Here is a 17108-nt window from a genome sequence, read left to right as displayed (position 1 = left end):
TGGACTCAGGCGACCTCGACGGTGCGCCCGGGTAGCAGCCGGTCGACGCGGCCGCGGCATTCCACCGCGACCGATGCGCTGTTGCCGGCCTCGGAGGTCAGCTCGGCCGCCCGCCCACTGACCCGAAGGTGTAGCCGTTGACCCCGATAGACGAATGGAAACTCGATCGGGTCCAGCGCTTTTGGCCATTGTGGGCTCAGGATCAGCCGGTCGTCGCGGGTCTCCAGGCCGGTGAAACACCGTTGCAGCAGATCGATGCTGCCGGCCATCGCGGCCAGGTGTATCCCCTCCGCCGTGGTGCCGCCCTGGATGTCGACTATGTCGGACGCGAGCACCTGCACGAAGTACTTCATGGCGTGGTGGCGATTGGCGCGGGTGAGCACCCACGAATGGACCAGCGCGCTCAGCGTCGATCCTTCCGAGGTGCGCGCCAGGTAGTAGTCCACGGTCTCCGGAATCCGCTCGGGCGCGAAGCGGTACCCGAGCCGACCGAACAGGGCCAGCAGCTCGTCCGACGACAGCAGGTAGAACAGCATCAACACGTCGGCCTGCTTGGAGGCCTTATAGTTGTTCACGCTGTCGTTCTCGGCCTCCAGGATGCGGTCCAGCCGCTGGATGTTGCCGTAGCGCTGCCGGTATTGACCCCAATCCAGCTCCGCCAGTTGCGAATAGCCCTCGAACTGGCTGATCACGTTGTCGTGGAAGGGGACGAACATGCGCCGCGTCACGTGGTCCCAGCGGCCGAGTTCGTCGCTGGTCAGGTCGATCTTCCCGACGAGGTCCAGGCGGTCGCGCAGCGGCAGCAGGTCCAACGCATCCATCGCGCGCAGGATGGCCCAGACCGCCATGACATTGGTGTACGCGTTGTTGTCGATCCCGTCGTATTCCTTGCCCGGATAACCCGAATGGAATTCGTCGGGGCCGACGATGCCGTTGATCGTGTAGCGCCCGCGGGCCTCGTCGTAGCTGGCCAGTCCGACCCAGAAGCGCGCGATCTCGACCAGCATCTCGGCGCCGTAGTCGACGAGAAACTGCCGGTCGCCGGTCACCTGGTAGTGCTGCCACGTGTTGTAGGCGATGGCGAGACCCACGTGGTGCGCCCGGGCGCTGGCATCCGGATTCCAGCGGCCGGACTCCGGATTGAGGTGCACCTCCTGGCTCACCTCGCGCCCGTCGCTGCCCGACTGCCAGGGGTACATCGCGCCCAGATAACCGGCCCGGTGTGCGGCCCGGCGGGCCTCGGGCAGGCGCCGATAACGGTAAATCAGCAGCGAGCGGGCCACATTGGGCAGGCGCACGCTCAGCACCGGGGAAACGAACAGCGAGTCCCAGAAGACGTGTCCGCGGTACGCCTCGCCGTGCAGGCCCCTGGCCGGCACCCCGGCGTCGAGTTCGGCGGTGTGCGGCGAGAGCGTCTGCAGCAGGTGCACCAGGTGCAACCGCAGGATCCGCAGCGCGTCGGCGCCGTCGGTCAGGCCGATGGCGCATTGTTCCCACAACAGGTCCCAGGCCCGGGCGTGCTGACGATGCAGCTCGCCGTACCGGCCGGCAGCGTCGAGGTGTAGCTGCACGGTGCTCGCCGGCTCGGATATCGCGTTGTCCCGGCCGGTGAACACCGCCGCGATTTTTTCGCAGCAGACGGATTGGCCCGCGGCCAGCGCGACCTGGATGTCGTGGCCGCCACGGTCGGGTTCGGCCACGGTCGTGTACTGCGCGGCGGCCCGGACGTCATCGCACCACACGGTGGTGCGAGCGGCCACCGCGACGGCGATACGTGACTGCGACGTCTCGGTCCGCAGAATCACCGACTCGTCGGCGAATTCGTCGATCGTCGACGAGGTCAGGTGTCTGCTCGACAGCGAGCGGTAGCGCTCGACCATGGTGTTACCCACCCCGCCGTCCAGCAGGGACCGGAACTCGACGGTGCCCGACCAGTTCTCCGCGACGAGCGTGGTCTGCATGGCGAGCAGGTGCGGCTCGTGCATGGATGCGAACCGCTGTTGGGTCATCCGCGTGATCTGGCCCGCACCATCGCGGAATCGCAGCGTGCGCGTCAGCGTCGCGTGCCGAAGGTCGAATGTCTGCCGGTAGGACAACAACTCGGCGTCGTCGATGTGAAACCACGGCCCGCCGTTGATCCGGAAGGTCAGCGGTAACCAGTTGGGCAGGTTGACCAGGCTTTCGTTCTCGATGATCCGGCCGGCGACGCGATCGGCCAGCGCGTTGTAGACGCCCGCCGCGTACGTCCCCGGATAATGCGCCTCGGTGGCGGTCGCCTCCGGGGCGCAGCCACGGGTGGCGACATAGCCGTTGCCCACGGTGCACAGCGTTTCACGCAGCCGCTCGTAGGCGGGGTCGTAACCCTCGTAGACCAGTTCCCACGCGTCGTTGGGCTCGGACGACGCCTCGCGCAGATCGTCGGCCAGTCGCCGGACGAAGTCACGCACCGCGCACGGATCCGCCAGGCTGACGAAAGCGGCGGATGGGCGGTCCCCATCCTCGCTGTGCCGCACCGCGATTCCCACTCCGTCGAATTGGACCGCATCGAAGGCGTCTTCGTCGGTGATGTCGTCGCCGACGTAGATGGGCAACACCGCGTCGCCGCCCGCGCCCTGGATTTGTTCGAGGATCCAGTTGAGCGTCGTGCCCTTGTCCCAGTCGAGGCTGGGGCGTAGTTCGATGACCCTGCGACCCATCGTGATCCGCAGGCGCTCCGACCGCGCGAGCTTGCGTACCGTCGCGATCACTTTGTCGACCTGTTCGGAGTCGACGTGGCGGTAGTGGACTGCGACCGCGAACCGCTTGTGCTCCAAGTGGATTCCGGGGACGTCGGTGAGCTCGTGTGTCAAGCGGTCGGCCGCACGCGCCAGCGCGTCGAGGGCGCCGAGGGCGTCGGCGTTGTCGTGGCGGGTTCCGTCCGGCGCGACGAGCTCGAAGCCGTGGCTACCCGCGTACCAGATTGCGTCGACCCGCACGCGGTCGCGAAGATCACCCACTTCGCGGCCGCTGATCACCGCGACCGGGCACTGCGCCGCGAGCGCGCGCAGCGCTTCTGGCGCACCCTCGACCGGCGTGGCGGACGCCGGGTGGGCGACGATCTCGGACAGCGTTCCGTCGAAGTCGAGAAACACCGCCGGGCGCCGGCTGGCCACCAGTTCCTTCAGCTGGCTGTAGACACCCATCGCGTCGGGGATGGTCGACAACGGGGCGCCCCCACGGCGCACCGTGATCCCGGCGAAGTCGGCGACGACGGTGTCCGCCCCGCGGGACAGCAACTCGTCTCCGCCCCCGTTGCGCTCGAGTCCGATCACGAGGCCGAAGCCGTGATCCCGGCCGGCCGCGATGCCCCCATCGTCGCAGTCGACCAGGACGCAGCGCATCGGGCGCACCCCGAGGCGTGCCACCGTCACGGTGAGCGCCGCATCGCCCTGCGCGGCGGATTCGGCCGGGCAGACGGCGACGCCGACCAATGCCTCAATTCCCGCGGCGCGCAACAGGGGTGCGCAGTCGCGGCCCGAGGAATAGACGGCGGCGGCGATGCCGGCCTCGCGTAGCCGTCGGAGCAGCACGGGGGTCGAGTCGCGGGCTTTGACGACGTCCGGCGCCGTTTGTTCGATAACACAGTCGAGCCCGAGGATCACCGCGTCGTGGTAACGCCCGTCCACGGTGACAGGCCATTCAGTCATTTTTGTGACGATGCCACAGCGCAGGCGACCGTCAAGGCCCGTCGGCGCGAGGGGGCCTCATGGCCATGCGGTTGGTGACTAAAGCCTCATGTTCGTCCGTCGGTCGCGCCATAGCGTTTTGGTCGAGGAGAGGGAGAAAGTCATGTCCACACTGGCTAACCGCCACGGCATCGTCGTCGGAATCGATGGATCGCCGGCTTCGAACGCCGCCGTCTGTTGGGCGGCCCGCGACGCGGCGCTGCGACACGTCCCACTGACCGTCGTCCACGTGGTGAACGCGATGGTGCCGATGTATCCGGCCCTTCCGTTGTCGACCGGCGTGGCCGTCTGGCAGGAAGAGCAGGGGCGAGGGGTACTCGAACAGGCGGTCAAGATCGCCGGGGACGCCGTCACATCGGACCGCAAGATCGACGTCCGAAGCGAGCTGCGGTGCGCACCGCCGGTGCCCACGCTGGTCGAGATGTCCAAAGAGGCCGAGCTGGTCGTCGTCGGTAGCAACGGACGCGGGGCGATGGGCAGGCTGCTGCTGGGCTCCGTTAGCAGCAGCGTGGTCCGCGGCGCGCGCTGCCCGGTCGCGGTCATCCGCGACGAGGATCCGCTCATGGAACATCCCCAGCAGGCCCCGGTGCTGGTGGGCGTCGACGGCTCGCCCGCCTCCGAGGTGGCGGTGGCCGTCGCGTTCGACGAGGCGTCGCGTCGCGGTGTCGCGTTGACGGCGCTGCACGCGTGGAGCGACGTCGACGTCTTCGAACTGCCCGGGGTGGACTGGGCGGCGGTGAAGGGGGAGGCCGAGCGGAGCCTGGCCGAACAGCTGGCCGGCTGGCAGGAGCGGTATCCCGACGTCACCGTGCACCGGGTCGTGGTGTCCGACCGGCCGGCCCGGCAGCTGATCGAGCAGTCGGAGTCCGCCCAACTCGTCGTCGTGGGCAGCCACGGCCGTGGCGGCCTGTCCGGCGTGCTGCTGGGTTCGGTCAGCAACGCCATCGTCCACTCGGTTCGCATGCCGGTGATCGTCGCGCGGCCGTCCTAGGGTCGCGCCGCCACCGTGCCGTTTCTCGATCTGCACGAAACCCACACGGGCGTCGTCATTCTCGCCGGTGACCGCGCATACAAAGCCAAGAAGCCAGTGCTCACCGACTTTCTCGACTTCCGCGAGCCGCAGCAGCGCGAGCACGCCTGCCACCGGGAGGTCGAGCTCAACAGCCGGCTCTCGCCCCAGAGCTACCTCGGCGTCGCCCACCTGACCGACCCGCTCGGCGGGCCGGCCGAGCCGGTCGTGGTGATGCGGCGCTACCGCGACGAGGACCGCCTGGCGCACCTGGTGGCCCACGACAGCGCAGAGTCGGTGCACCGCGTGCTGGACGCGATCGCGTCGGTGTTGGCCCGCTTCCACGAACGCGCCGAGCGCGGGGATCGGATCGACGCCCAGGGCGGGGCCGACGCGATCGAGTGGCGCTGGCGGGAGAACCTGTCCGAATTGGAACGGTATGCGGCCCAGTCGATTCCGGGAGTCTTAGCCGACGACGTCGCCGGGCTGCAGCGCCTGGTGGCCCAGTTCGTCGCCGGGCGCTCGCAGCTGTTCACGCGGCGTATCCGCGAGCGGTGCATCGTCGACGGACACGGCGACCTGCTCGCCGACGACATCTTCTGGGTCGGCGGCGCCCCGGCGCTGCTGGACTGCCTGGAGTTCGACGACCGGCTGCGCTACGTCGACTGCATCGACGACGCCGCCTTTCTCGCCATGGACCTGGAATTCCTGGGCCGCAAGGACTTCGGTGACTACTTTCTGCAGCGCTACGCCGAGCACGCGAGTCGGGTGGCGCCGCCGGCGCTGTCCGACTTCTACATCGCCTACCGCGCCGCGGTGCGGGCCAAGGTCGACTGCGTACGGGTCGCGCAGGGCAGCCCGGGTGCCTCCGACGACGCCGCCCGCCACCTGGCCATCGCCACTCGGCATCTGCAGAGTGGCACCGTGCGGCTTGCGCTGGTGGGCGGAAACCCGGGCACCGGAAAGTCCACCGTGGCGCGCGGTCTAGCTGAATCGTTTGGCGCGCAACTTATTTCCACCGACGACGTGCGCCGGGAGCTTCGGGACTCGGGCGCCATCGCCGGCGAGCCCCGGGTGCTGAACGCCGGGCTCTACAGCCCCGACCAGGTCGCGGTCGTCTACGAGACCGTCCTGCACCGAGCGCGGCACTTGCTGAGCGAGGGGCACTCGGTGATCCTCGACGGCACCTGGCGCGATCCGCGAACGCGCGAGGCGGCCCACCGGCTGGCCACCGAGACGCATTCCGCGCTCGTCGAATTCGTGTGCTCGGCGACGGCCGACGTGGCGGCTGGCCGGATCAAGACCAGGCCCGCGGGCAATTCGGAGGTAACCCCGGAGATCGCCGCCGCCATGGCTGCCGGGCCCGCCGACTGGGAAGGCGCGCATCGGATCGACACCTCGCGGCGCCCCGACCTCGTCGCTCGCGAAACGCGCAACCTCTGGGCGCGCGCGACGTAACAGCGCAGGTGCCAACGTCCCGGCCGCCGGGGACCAACGGCCCTGCCCGCGCCCGCCGCGCGGGCATACAGTTTGGCTCACCTCAATCGACGAAACGGTGGCGATGGACGCGAAGGTGCCGACGGAGCAGGTCATCCGGGACGCGGTGACACTCGCGTGCCGTGCGCCTTCGCTGCACAACAGCCAGCCTTGGCGGTGGGTGGCCGGCGGCACGAGGCTGCACCTGTGGGCCGACCCGCACCACGCGATGCACGCCACCGACCACACCGGTCGGGAGCTGATCCTGAGCTGCGGCGCCGTCCTCGACCACCTTCGGGTCGCGATGGCCGCCGCGGGCTGGGATAGCGTCACCGAACGTTTTCCCACCGAGGGCAGGCCGGATCATCTCGCGAGTGTGGGCTTCTTGCCCGTGGCGAACGTGACGCCGCAGTGCCGGCTGCGGGCTGAGGCGATCCTTCGCCGCCGCACCGACCGGCTGCCCTTGGGGGCGCCGACCGCGTGGCCCACGCTGCATCCGGCTCTGAGCCGCGCGGTGACCCCGTACGACGTGTCGCTGGACGTGGTCGACGACGAGGAGCGGCCGACGCTGGCCGAGGCGTCGCGACTCACCGAGCAGTTACGCCGAAGCGATACGTCCTACCTGACCGAATTGCGTTGGTGGACATCGCCCTTTGGGGAGAACGCCGACCACGTGCCCGAAAGCGCCCTGCTGTCCAGTTCCGAGGCCGCGCGCGTCGACATCGCCCGCACGTTCCCGCCCGCGGGCGGGGGCCGTCGCCGCGCCTCAATCGGACAGGACCACTCCAAGATCGTGGTCCTGTCCACCCGTCATGACGATGCGCCCGTAGAAGTGCTGCGCTGCGGTGAGGCGCTGTCGGTGGTGCTTCTCGAATGCACGTTGGCCGGCATGGCCACCTGCACGCTGACCCACATGACTGAGATGCAACAGAGCCGCGACATCATCAGGCAGGTCACCGGCGGCTGCGGCCAACCGCAGCTGCTGATCCGGATCGGCCGGTCACCGACCCAGGACCCGCACGCGAAACCCACCGCTCGGCGTCCGGTGACCGAAGTCCTCGAAATGCGTGGGTGACCGACATGCCAAGGAGGCGCCTTCGATGACTCGGCACTGGCTCGTGATGGAAACGGACGGCGAAGCGGCCGGGGAGGGTTCCGCGGCGCCCTTCGTCGCGCGAGTCGCGGCCGCGGGCCGGCACCTGCCCGGGACTCACCTGAGCACCGACGAGCTGATGGCGTCCACCCGCCACCGCACCCACATCGACTTGGAGCGGCTGACCGGGATCCGCGAACGCCGGGTGTCGGTGGGCGATGAGGATTCCTACACCCTGGCCAGCTCGGCCGCGCTGAACTGCCTGGCCACCGCGCGGCAGGATCCGGCGGCGCTGGACGTGGTGATCAGTTGCAGCATCACCAAGTTCCGCGACGGGCTGACCCAATGGCTCGAGCCGACCATGAGCAGCGCCGTGGCGCGCGGGATCGGTGCGGTGAACGCGATGACGTTCGACGTGTCCAACGCGTGCGCCGGAATGCTCACGGGTGTAACGATTTTGAACAACTGGATCCGTCAGGGCGTCGTCGAGCGCGGGCTCGTCGTCAGCGGCGAGTACATCTCACAGCTCAGCAACAATGCCGCCCGGCACATCCGCAACATCATGAGCAAGGAGCTGGCCTGCCTGACGCTGGGCGATGCCGGCGCGGCGCTGCTGCTTGAGCGAGCGCCGGCCGGTTCGGCCGGTATCGCCCTGGCGGGCTTCACCACCGTCGCCGACTACAGCCGGCTCTGCCTGGCGTATCCGCAGGGCGACGACCCGGGAGCGCGGATGTTCACCAACTCCCGCGCGATCCAGAAGGCCGCGATCGCCAACACTCCGCTGCTGCTGAGCGAAGTGCTTGACACCGTAGGCCTTTCGATCCACGACATCGACCACGTGATCACCCACCAGACGTCCGCGCGCGCCATCCGCAAAGGAATGGCCCGGATGTCGGAGGTGTTCGGCGATAGCCCGCGCCACGACGCGGTGATCACCGTCGACCGCTACGGCAACACCGCCTCCACGACCCACACGGTGGCGCTGGTCGAGGAACTCGAGGCCGGCCGGATCAGGCCCGGCGAGCGAATCGCGTTGCTGGCGTTGGCCTCCGGCCTGGAGATCGGTGTGGTCTTGTTGACCCTGGACGAGGATGTGGTGAGCCGCTATGGGCACGGTGATTGATCGGATCGACGTCTCGCATCCGCGCCTGCGGGGGCGCCACAGCGCATTGCACCTGGCCGTCGCCGCCGCCAAGGACTGCCTGAAGCGGGCCGGATGCGAGGCTAACGACCTCGACCTGGTCGTCAACGCCGGCATCTACCGCGACCGCAACCTCGGTGAGCCGGCGCTCGCCGCGCTGATCCAGGACGACATCGGCGCCAACCCGGAGGACCCGCACGCCGGCGCCCACGGCACCTTCTCCTTCGACATCGCCAACGGGACGTGCGGGCTGCTGACGGCATGTGAGATCGTCGACGGGTTCATGCGCGGCCACGCCATCCGGCGCGCGCTGGTGGTGGCCAGCGACGCCGACCCCGGGCACGGGATGAGCGAGCACTTCGGATTCTCGGCCGCCGGCGCGGCGATGCTGTGTGGCTGGTCCGACGGCGACGACGGCCTCAGCCGGGTCTCCTGGGTGACCGACCCGAGTGCGGGCGGTGACGAAACCTTCAGCGCCACAGTCGGGTTCGCCGACTCCCGCAACGTCCTGCGGTTTTCCGCCTCGGCCGCGATGGATGAGCGGTTCGCCGCCGCGGCCGGCCGGGCCGCAGCGACGTGCCTTGCCGAGCAGTCGATGCGGCTGTCCGATGTCGACGCGATCATCGCCGCCCCCGCCCGGCCCGGATACCGCACCGCGCTTGCCGCCCGGCTGGGCGTGCCGGTCGAGGCGATCAGCGTCGCCGACGACGAACGCATGCACACCGCCGCGCTGGCCGCCGCCTTCGGGCGGCGGGCCGAGCGGTTGCCGGCGGGCGCACGGGTCCTGTTCGTTGCGGCCGGGCCCGACGTCGTCGCCGGCGCCGCGCTCTATCGCCAACCGCGCCGGGACGCCTCAAGCGCCACGCTGGCGTGACGCTCGAACTCGAGCGTCACGCTGGCGTGACGCTCGGCCGTTGCACCGCACGCTCGAGGTCCAGGACCTGCCGGGTGGTCTTGACCACCACGTCGGGGTTCAGGCTGATCGAGTCGATGCCGCAGCGAACCAGGAACTCGGCCATGTCCGGGTAATCAGACGGCGCCTGACCGCACAACCCGGAGTGAATCCCGTTGCGGCGGCAGCCCGCAACGGCCAGCCGGATCATCTCCTTGACGCCCTCGTCGCGTTCGTCGTAGTCGAACGCCACGATCTCGCTGTCCCGGTCGACGCCGAGGGTCAGCTGGGTTAAGTCGTTGGACCCGATGGAGAACCCGTCGAAGCGCTTGGCGAACTCGTCGATGAGGATGACGTTGTTGGGGATTTCGCACATCGCGTACACCTTGAGCCCGTTCTCCCCTCGGCGCAGACCGTGTTTGGCCATCTCCGCCAGGACCAGGTCCGCCTCGGCCACCCGGCGCACGAACGGCACCATCAGCACGACGTTGGTCAGCCCCATCTGTTCGCGCACCCGCTTCATCGCCCGGCACTCCAGCGCGAATCCCTCGGCGTAGGCCGGGTGCGCATAGCGCGAGGCGCCGCGGAAGCCGATCATCGGGTTGCTCTCGGCCGCCTCGAAACCGCTGCCGCCGACCAGGCTGGCGTACTCGTTGGTCTTGAAGTCCGACATCCGAACGACGACGGGCTTGGGCCAGAACGCGGCGGCGATGGTGCCGATCCCTTCCGACAAGCGCTCTACGAAGAATTCGGCGCCATCAGAATAGGCGTAAGTTAGCGTTTCGATGGTCCGTCGGGCCTCGGGGTCCTCCACCCGGTCGGGGTGAAGCAGGGCCAGCGGGTGCACCCGGATGTACTCGCTGATGATGAACTCCATCCGGGCCAGCCCCACGCCGTCGTTGGGCAAGAACGACGTCTTGAACGCCAGATCCGGATTGCCGAGGTTGACCATGATCTCGGTGTGCGGGCGCTCCTGGTCGGACACCTCGGTGTGATCGACGCGAAAGCCCAACTCGCCGCGGTAGACCCGCCCCGTGTCGCCCTCCACGCACGACACGGTGACGAGTTCACCGTCGGGCACGCGTGTGGTGGCGTCACCCGCGCCGACGACTGCGGGGATGCCGAGCTCGCGGGCGATGATCGCCGCGTGGCAGGTGCGCCCGCCGCGGTTGGTGACGATGGCCGCGGCGATCTTCATGATCGGTTCCCAGTCGGGCGTGGTGATGTCGGCGACCAACACGTCGCCGGGCTGGAATTCCGATAGCTTCCCCAGGTTGTCCATCCGCCTGGCGATGCCCGTGGCCACCTTCTCGCCGACCGAGCGGCCCTCGGCGAGGACCTCCTTGCGTTCGGCGGCCTTGCCCTCGAGGACGTAGCTTTCGATCACCGTCTGCTTGCGCTGGGAGGCCGCGGTTTCGGGGCGCGCCTGGACGATGTAGAGCCGCCCGTCGAGACCGTCCTTGGCCCATTCGATGTCCATCGGCCGCCCGTAGTGGCGCTCGATGGCGCAGGCGTAGCCGGCCAGCTCGAGGACGTCGTCGTCGGTGACGCAGAACCGGGCCCGGTCGGCCTTCGGCGTGGGGATGTTGCGGGTGGTGTTCTTCGTCTCGCCCTCGACGAAGATCATCTTGACCGCCTTGTCCCCGATCAGCCGGCGCAGCACCGCCCGGTGGCCGGCCTGATACGTCGGCTTGTGGACGTAGAACTCGTCGGGGTCCACGGCGCCCTGGACCACGTTCTCGCCGAGCCCGTAGGCGCCAGTGATGAATACGACGTCGCGGAAGCCGGATTCGGTGTCCAGGGTGAACATCACCCCCGACGAGGCGAGGTCGGAGCGCACCATCTTCATGATGCCGATCGACAGCGACACCTTGAAGTGGTCGAAGCCCTGGTCGATCCGGTAGTGGATGGCCCGGTCGGTGAAGAGGCTGGCGAAACACCTTCGGCAGGCGTCCAGCAGGCTCTCGGTCCCTTTGATGTTGAGGAAGGTCTCCTGCTGGCCGGCGAAGCTGGCGGTCGGCAGGTCTTCGGCGGTCGCCGAGCTGCGCACGGCCAGGCTGACGTCTTCGCCGTATTCCTCCTGAAGCTGCCGGTAAGCGGCCGTGATCTCGGCGGCGAGCTCCGCGGGAAGGCCTGCGCCGTAGACGATTTCGCGGGCCCGTTTGCCCTTGCGCGCCAGCGCGGTGACGTCGTCGGGGTCGAGGCCGTCGAGCGCGGCGTGCAACGCGTCCCAGGCGCCGGCGCTGTCCAGCACGTGCCGGTAGGCCTCGGCGGTGATCGCGAACCCGTGCGGGACCCGCACCCCCTGCCCGGTCAGCTTCTGGAACATCTCGCCCAGCGAGGCGTTCTTCCCCCCGACCAACGGGATGTCGGAGATGCCGATCTCTTCGAAGAAGCGGACGTAGGTGAAATCGCTCATGGTGTTCTTCCTTCGGTGGGTCGCATCAATGCGCCTCGTAGCCAACGCTGTTCGCTTTTCGGATGACCCCGACGTAGTCGTGGAATCAAGGGATTGTCGGCGGTAGAGTGCCCCCGGGCTCGCTCAAAACGTCCGGCCGTGCGTGGCCGCCCGGGCAGGAGGTCGGGCAGCGCGGTCAGGACCGTGCCGGCGGCGAAAGCATCTGCCTCGCTGCTCAATTGATCTCCTGTCACCCCCTCACGCTATGCCCGGGCGCGCGAGGCCACAGCCGCCGTTTGGCCTCAGTAGTTGAGGACTTACGGCCCTGCCAGCAGCGCATGGCGGCGCGGAAAGTAACACCGTGGACCAATTGACCGCTCTGGATGCCGGTTTCCTGGAGGTCGAGGATGCCGATCCGCACGTGAGCCTTGCGGTGGGCGGGGTGTCGATCGTGGAGGGGCCGGCGCCGACGTACGAGGAGTTTTTCGCGTCGTTCGCCGAACGGGTCGCGACGATCCCGCGCTGCCGGCAGGTCCTGCGGACCCATCCGCTCGACCTGCGGCCGCCGGACTGGGTGGACGACCCGCACTTCGACCTCGCGCGGCATCTGCGCCGCATCGCGCTGCCGCATCCCGGTGGCGACGCGGAGCTCTTCGAGTTGATCGCGTCGTTGATGGAGCGCCGGCTCGATCGCGAGCGCCCGCTGTGGGAGTGCTGGATCATCGAGGGGCTCAGCGGAAATCGATGGGCAGTGCTGACCAAGATCCACCACTGCATCGCTGACGGCATCGCCACCACACAGCTACTGTCGAAGTTCAGCGACGACGGGGACGGCGACACCTTCGCCGCCGATGTCGGGGCGGGCCGGTCGCCGGCCCGGTCGGGTCCGGCCAAGGTGAGCCTCAACCCGTTGAGCTGGGCGAGCGGCCTCGCGCGCAGCGCGTTTGGTGCGGTGACCGCCGCCGAACACGCGGCGATCGGCGCGGCCGAGCTGGCGGCCGGGCTACTGCGCCCCGCCCCCGAATCGTCGCTGCACGGACCGGTGACCACGATGCGGCGCTACAGCGCGGCCCGCGCCCGGTTGACGGACATGCACACGGTGGCCCGGACCTTCGGGGTCACGCTGAATGACGTTGCGCTGGCGGTGATCACCAACAGTTACCGCGGCGTCTTGCTGGCGCGCGGGGAGCGCCCGGGACCCGACTCGCTGCGCACCCTCGTTCCGGTTTCGGTCCGCGCCGTGGACCACTTCAACGTCGCCGGTAACCGGGTGTCGGCGATGCTGCCGTTGTTGCCGGTCGACGAGGCGGACCCGGTGCGGCAGCTCAAGTTGGTGCACGATCGGCTAAGCCACGCCAAAGCCAGCGGGCAGAGCGAAGGCGGCAGTGCGGTGGTGGTGGCGGCCAAGCGCACCCCGTTTGCCCTGTCCGCGTGGGCCATTCGCCTGCTCTCGCGCATACCGCAACGGGCGGTGGTGGCGCTGGCGACCAACGTGCCCGGTCCACGGAGCCGGCAACGGCTGATGGGCCGCCGGGTGCTGGAGTTGTTGCCGATCCCTCCGATCGCCCTTCAGGTGCGCACCGGCGTGGCGATGCTCAGTTACGCCGACACCTTCGTCTTCGGCATCACCGCCGATTACGACACCGCGCCCGACATCGACGCGCTCGCCGCCGGCATCGAGGAGGGCATGGCGCAACTCGTCGCCGCCGCCCGCAAGAGGCGCCGCAAGTCGTCATGACCCGCCGGGTGGGGCGACGCGTTGGTGCGCGGTCAGCAGCAAATGGTCGAACTCCGCTTGGGCGCCGAGGCGCGCGCCGGCGCGACGAAAATCTTCGGCGACCTGCTCGGCGAGCAGGCGCAACTTGATATTGGCCTCCTGCGACAGCCATTTCAGTAACTCGAAGGCCGCGCTGGCGCTGATCCCGTAGACCAGCATCAGCATGCCCTTGGCCTGCTCGATACCCGCCCGGTTCTCGCTGATCGCCGCCAGCTTCTCGCTGACCAGCTCCTCCTTCGACTGCCCCGGGGCCGGGGTGACGTCGATGTAGAACCCGTGCGTTCCGATCACGTCGCCGTCATCGTCAAAGAGCCGGTCACCCACCACGACGACGTGGCGCACGGTACCGCGGGTGTCGACGATCCGGTGGCGAGTGCTGAACGCCTGCCGGGCGTTCACGATCTGCTCGATGGTGGCCGCAATCTGGCCGCGGTCGGCCGGATGTTTGTGGGAGAGCACCAGATCGGTGGTCGGCGTGACGCTGCCGGGCTCGTAGCCGTGCATCCGCTGTACCTGCTCCGACCATTCCCAGTGTTGGTCGGTGAAGTAGAAGCGGAACCAGCCGGCGGGTTGCGCGACGCCCCCCGCCAACGCCTGTTCGACGTTGGCCGTCTGACCGTCGAGTTCCCACTTCATCTCTCACCTCGGCTCCATGCCGGCCTGCCACCCGCGGAGGGCGGCGGCACCCGTGCCGCCGCCCACCCGCAGACGATCAGGCGTTGATGACCTCGCGTTGCGAGGCGTTCTCGTCAATGGCCGTCTGCGCGTCGCCGCGGCCGATGGTGATCTTGCGCGGCTTGGCCCGCTCGGCCACTGGAATACGCAGGCGCAGAACACCTTCGCGGTAGGACGCCTCGATCTTGTCGGTGTCGAGGTTGTCGCCGAGAACCAGCTGCCGGCTGAACACGCCTCTCGGGCGCTCGGTGGCCAGCATCTCCCGGTTGGGATCCACGGCCGGCCGCTCGGCCCGCACGGTCACGACGTTGCGCTCGATGTCGATGTCGAGCGAATCGACGTTGATGCCGGGCAGGTCGAACTCGACGACGAATTCCTCGCCTTGGCGCCAGGCGTCCATCGGCATCACCGCCGGCCGGGCCGCGGTGCCGAACACCTGGTGCGCAAATCGGTCGAGGTCACGGAACGGGTCGGTACGCATCAGCATGGTGGTCACCTCTCACTCCAATCTGGGCTGTGGTCTGGCAATTACCTATGTCCAATGACATAGATTTGGTATAGCACTATCGACACTATGCCGCAAGTGTGATAGATAGATTTTCTGAGCCCTAGCTTCTTCGAGGAGACTCGCGATGACCGACCAACGCAGCGATTTCGGCGCCCCGGCGCCCGATCACGGCGTGTACGGCATCTCGGTGGCTGCCGAGCTCTCCGGCATAGCGGTGCAGTCGTTGCGCCTTTATGAACGATACGGGCTGGTCACGCCCGCGCGAAGCGACGGGGGAACGCGGCGCTACAGCGCCGACGACCTGGCCAGGCTCAGGCGCATCAGCGAGCTGGTCGACGCCGGCGTGAATCTGGCCGGGATCGCACGAATCCTGGAGCTCGAGGACCACAACGCGACGCTCTCGGCGGCCAACACCGACCTGCTGACCGCCAACCAGACGCTGCGCAGGGCCGCGAAAATCGGGAGACCCTCGCGTCAGGCCGCCGACCTCTGCGACGAGGACGCCTGATCGCCTGCCGATTGCGTCTCCCCACATCGGGTACCCAGCCAGCTGTCCCGAATTAAGGAGAGGCAATGGCAGAGGTCGCGGAGGCCAAGGCCCAGGTGGTCGACGGCGCACGGCGCGAAGCGGACGAGTACCGGGGCGACGAGCCGCGGCCGCTCGGCGGCTACCTGGTGGTGCTGGCGATCTACAGCGCCGTGGTGGCCGTCGCGACCGTGGCCGCGCTGCTCACCGGGCGTACGTTGCCGAGGCGGTGGCGCATCCAGGACCTGGTCACGGTGACCCTCGGTACCCACAAGCTCTCGCGGACCCTGACCAAGGACGCGGTGACGAGTCCGTTGCGGGCGCCGTTCACCCGCTTCGCCGGCAGCGGCGGGCCGGCGGAGGTCATGGAGGAGGTCCGGGAGGAAAGCCCGCTTCGGCACAGCCTGGGCGAGCTGCTGACCTGCCCGTTCTGCCTGGACATGTGGGTGGCGACGGGCTTCGCCATCGGACTCGTCTTCGCGCCCCGGTACACCCGCCTCGTCGCCGGCGTCTTCACCGTGTTGACCGGGGCCGACTTTCTGCAGCTCGCCTACGCGATGGCCCAACAGAAGGGGCAGGGCTGAGCCGCCTCAGCCGGTCTTAGGCATCGGGATGCCCTCGCTGGCCGCGAACTGCGCGTCCTCTTCCGATGCCAACCCGATGGAGACGACCGACCGGTCGAACAGTAGGTCCGTCAGGTAGGCCAGCGACACCGCCCATCGATTGACCCCGCGTGGGATCGCGTACAGGTGGTAAGACCGGGTCACGAACTTCGCGGGCAGCCCGGACAGGTGGATGTTCAGCGGGTTGGCCACCGCGTGCCACGGCCCCAGGTCGACCACCAGACCAAGGTTGCGGTGCTTGTACTCCTTGAAACCGCCGTACCCCAGGCTGGCCGCCACGTTGCGCGCCAGCACCTTGCCTTGTCGAGTCGCGTGCTGGGCGGTCGGCGGCGTGATCTTGCCCGGCTCGGTCAGGTCGGGAACGGCGGCCGCGTCGCCTGCCGCAAACACGTCCGGCCGCTCCGGCACCCGCAGATCGGTCCCCACCTTGAGTCGGCCCCGCTCGGTCGGCAAGCCGAGCTCTTGGATCAGCGGCGCACCAGTGACACCGGTCACCCACGCGATCGTGCGGGTCTCGACGCGCGAATCATCGCTGAGCACAACGTGATCGGCATGCGCCTCCTTGAGCGTCACACCGAGTCGGACGTCGATGCCGCGCCGCCGGAGCACCTTCTGCGCGGCGTCACCCAGTTTCTTGCCCACTTCCGGCATCACCTGCTCCGCCAGGTCGAGGAGCAAGAAATTGACGTCGGCCGGATCGAAGCCCATCTGCTTGGCCGCCGCATCGGCCAGCGCGCGCAGCTGCGCCACCAGCTCGGTGCCCGAATAAGAGGCGCCGACGACGACCACGGTGCGCCGCGCCGCGGCGACCCGCGGGTCGTCTTCGATGTTGGCCAGCTCCAGCTGCTCCACGAAATGGTCTCGGAGATAAAGGGCCTCGGCGGTGGTCTTCAACCCGCGCGCGTAGGTCGCCAGCCCCGGCACGTCGAACAACCGCGTCACCGAACCGGGCGTGAGCACCAACCGGTCCCAGGACATGGTGTGGCTGCGTTCCTCGGGATCGCACCAGGTCAGCGTGCGCCGATCGAAGTCCACGCCGTCCACCCGTCCGCGCACGGCATGCACGCCCTTGAGGGTGTTGGCCAGCGGGACCGCGACGAACCTGGCGTCGACCACGCCGCCGGCGACGTCGGGCAGCAACGGGGTGTACAGCATGTAGTCCACCGGGGAGATGATCGTGATATCGACCTGCGCGCGCCGTCGGCGCAGGATGCGGGCCAAACGATGGGCGCAACTGAATCCGGTGAAGCCGCTGCCGACGATCA

General features: G+C 68.6%; 13 protein-coding genes. 8 read left to right on the top strand and 5 right to left on the bottom strand.

Features of this window, described 5'->3' with window-relative positions:
- Positions 1 to 5 precede the first annotated feature (5 nt).
- The gene (gene otsB / locus A5695_RS05555; protein ID WP_068079128.1) at positions 6 to 3686 is read right to left on the bottom strand and encodes a trehalose-phosphatase; all 3681 of its coding nucleotides are present in this window, start codon (positions 3684 to 3686) and stop codon (positions 6 to 8) included.
- A 142-nt stretch (positions 3687 to 3828) separates the two neighbouring features.
- Between otsB and A5695_RS05550 the strand changes: the two genes are divergently transcribed.
- From A5695_RS05550 to A5695_RS05530, 5 genes are all read left to right on the top strand, one after another.
- Positions 3829 to 4716, top strand: coding sequence for a universal stress protein (locus tag A5695_RS05550; protein ID WP_068079127.1), 888 nt, complete (start codon positions 3829 to 3831; stop codon positions 4714 to 4716).
- Positions 4717 to 4731: 15 nt separating this feature from the next.
- Positions 4732 to 6192 (top strand): bifunctional aminoglycoside phosphotransferase/ATP-binding protein, encoded by a 1461-nt coding sequence (locus tag A5695_RS05545; RefSeq protein ID WP_068079126.1) that lies wholly within the window; start codon positions 4732 to 4734, stop codon positions 6190 to 6192.
- A 103-nt stretch (positions 6193 to 6295) separates the two neighbouring features.
- Positions 6296 to 7285: an NAD(P)H nitroreductase gene (locus tag A5695_RS05540; RefSeq protein WP_068079125.1), complete on the top strand. Its 990-nt coding sequence runs from the start codon at positions 6296 to 6298 to the stop codon at positions 7283 to 7285.
- A gap of 25 nt (positions 7286 to 7310) precedes the next feature.
- Positions 7311 to 8426 carry a 3-oxoacyl-ACP synthase III family protein gene (locus tag A5695_RS05535; protein ID WP_068079124.1) on the top strand — a complete coding sequence of 372 codons (1116 nt, stop codon included), beginning with the start codon at positions 7311 to 7313 and terminating at the stop codon, positions 8424 to 8426.
- Positions 8410 to 9318 (top strand): 3-oxoacyl-ACP synthase, encoded by a 909-nt coding sequence (locus A5695_RS05530; RefSeq protein ID WP_068079123.1) that lies wholly within the window; start codon positions 8410 to 8412, stop codon positions 9316 to 9318. Before A5695_RS05535 ends, A5695_RS05530 begins: the two co-directional genes overlap by 17 nt.
- A 16-nt stretch (positions 9319 to 9334) precedes the next feature.
- On the opposite strand, the gene ppsA is transcribed toward A5695_RS05530, so the two are convergent.
- Entirely contained in the window at positions 9335 to 11755 is a 2421-nt protein-coding gene (gene ppsA, locus A5695_RS05525) for a phosphoenolpyruvate synthase (RefSeq protein ID WP_068079122.1), read from the bottom strand.
- A gap of 340 nt (positions 11756 to 12095) precedes the next feature.
- Here ppsA and A5695_RS05520 point away from each other — a divergent pair, with 340 nt between their 5' ends.
- A complete protein-coding gene (locus A5695_RS05520; protein WP_068079121.1) occupies positions 12096 to 13472 on the top strand; it encodes a wax ester/triacylglycerol synthase family O-acyltransferase in 1377 nt (458 codons plus the stop codon).
- On the opposite strand, the gene A5695_RS05515 is transcribed toward A5695_RS05520, so the two are convergent.
- Together A5695_RS05515 and A5695_RS05510 are read right to left on the bottom strand one after the other, a co-directional pair.
- Entirely contained in the window at positions 13467 to 14147 is a 681-nt protein-coding gene (locus A5695_RS05515; protein WP_068079120.1) for a PAS and ANTAR domain-containing protein, read from the bottom strand. The two genes, A5695_RS05520 and A5695_RS05515, sit on opposite strands and share 6 nt — an antisense overlap.
- Before the next feature lie 76 nt (positions 14148 to 14223).
- Positions 14224 to 14673 carry an Hsp20/alpha crystallin family protein gene (locus tag A5695_RS05510; RefSeq protein ID WP_068079233.1) on the bottom strand — a complete coding sequence of 150 codons (450 nt, stop codon included), beginning with the start codon at positions 14671 to 14673 and terminating at the stop codon, positions 14224 to 14226.
- 145 nt (positions 14674 to 14818) lie between these two features.
- On the opposite strand from A5695_RS05510, the gene A5695_RS05505 reads away from it, so the two are divergent.
- On the top strand, positions 14819 to 15202 hold the full coding sequence (locus tag A5695_RS05505) for a helix-turn-helix transcriptional regulator (RefSeq protein ID WP_068079119.1): 384 nt from the start codon (positions 14819 to 14821) through the stop codon (positions 15200 to 15202).
- Between the two features lie 65 nt (positions 15203 to 15267).
- A complete protein-coding gene (locus tag A5695_RS05500; RefSeq protein ID WP_068079118.1) occupies positions 15268 to 15804 on the top strand; it encodes a DUF1360 domain-containing protein in 537 nt (178 codons plus the stop codon).
- 6 nt (positions 15805 to 15810) lie between these two features.
- Here A5695_RS05500 and A5695_RS05495 read toward each other — a convergent pair whose 3' ends face one another.
- Positions 15811 to 17106, bottom strand: a complete 1296-nt coding sequence (locus tag A5695_RS05495) for an NAD(P)/FAD-dependent oxidoreductase (protein WP_082945873.1) — start codon at positions 17104 to 17106, stop codon at positions 15811 to 15813.
- Between the last annotated feature and the right edge of the window lie 2 nt (positions 17107 to 17108).

This window comes from Mycobacterium sp. E1747, assembly GCF_001667775.1.
Classification (GTDB): domain Bacteria; phylum Actinomycetota; class Actinomycetes; order Mycobacteriales; family Mycobacteriaceae; genus Mycobacterium.
The sequence above is the reverse complement of the archived record's forward strand: the minus strand, read 5'-3'. Positions and strand labels throughout refer to the sequence as shown.

Coding starts and splice junctions, on each gene's coding strand:
- A5695_RS05530 (WP_068079123.1), top strand. CDS start 8,410: ATGGGCACGGTGATTGATCGGATCGACGTCTCGCATCCGCGCCTGCGG.
- A5695_RS05540 (WP_068079125.1), top strand. CDS start 6,296: ATGGACGCGAAGGTGCCGACGGAGCAGGTCATCCGGGACGCGGTGACA.
- ppsA (WP_068079122.1), bottom strand. CDS start 11,755: ATGAGCGATTTCACCTACGTCCGCTTCTTCGAAGAGATCGGCATCTCC.
- A5695_RS05515 (WP_068079120.1), bottom strand. CDS start 14,147: ATGAAGTGGGAACTCGACGGTCAGACGGCCAACGTCGAACAGGCGTTG.
- A5695_RS05535 (WP_068079124.1), top strand. CDS start 7,311: ATGACTCGGCACTGGCTCGTGATGGAAACGGACGGCGAAGCGGCCGGG.
- A5695_RS05505 (WP_068079119.1), top strand. CDS start 14,819: ATGACCGACCAACGCAGCGATTTCGGCGCCCCGGCGCCCGATCACGGC.
- A5695_RS05550 (WP_068079127.1), top strand. CDS start 3,829: ATGTCCACACTGGCTAACCGCCACGGCATCGTCGTCGGAATCGATGGA.
- otsB (WP_068079128.1), bottom strand. CDS start 3,686: ATGACTGAATGGCCTGTCACCGTGGACGGGCGTTACCACGACGCGGTG.
- A5695_RS05510 (WP_068079233.1), bottom strand. CDS start 14,673: ATGCTGATGCGTACCGACCCGTTCCGTGACCTCGACCGATTTGCGCAC.
- A5695_RS05500 (WP_068079118.1), top strand. CDS start 15,268: ATGGCAGAGGTCGCGGAGGCCAAGGCCCAGGTGGTCGACGGCGCACGG.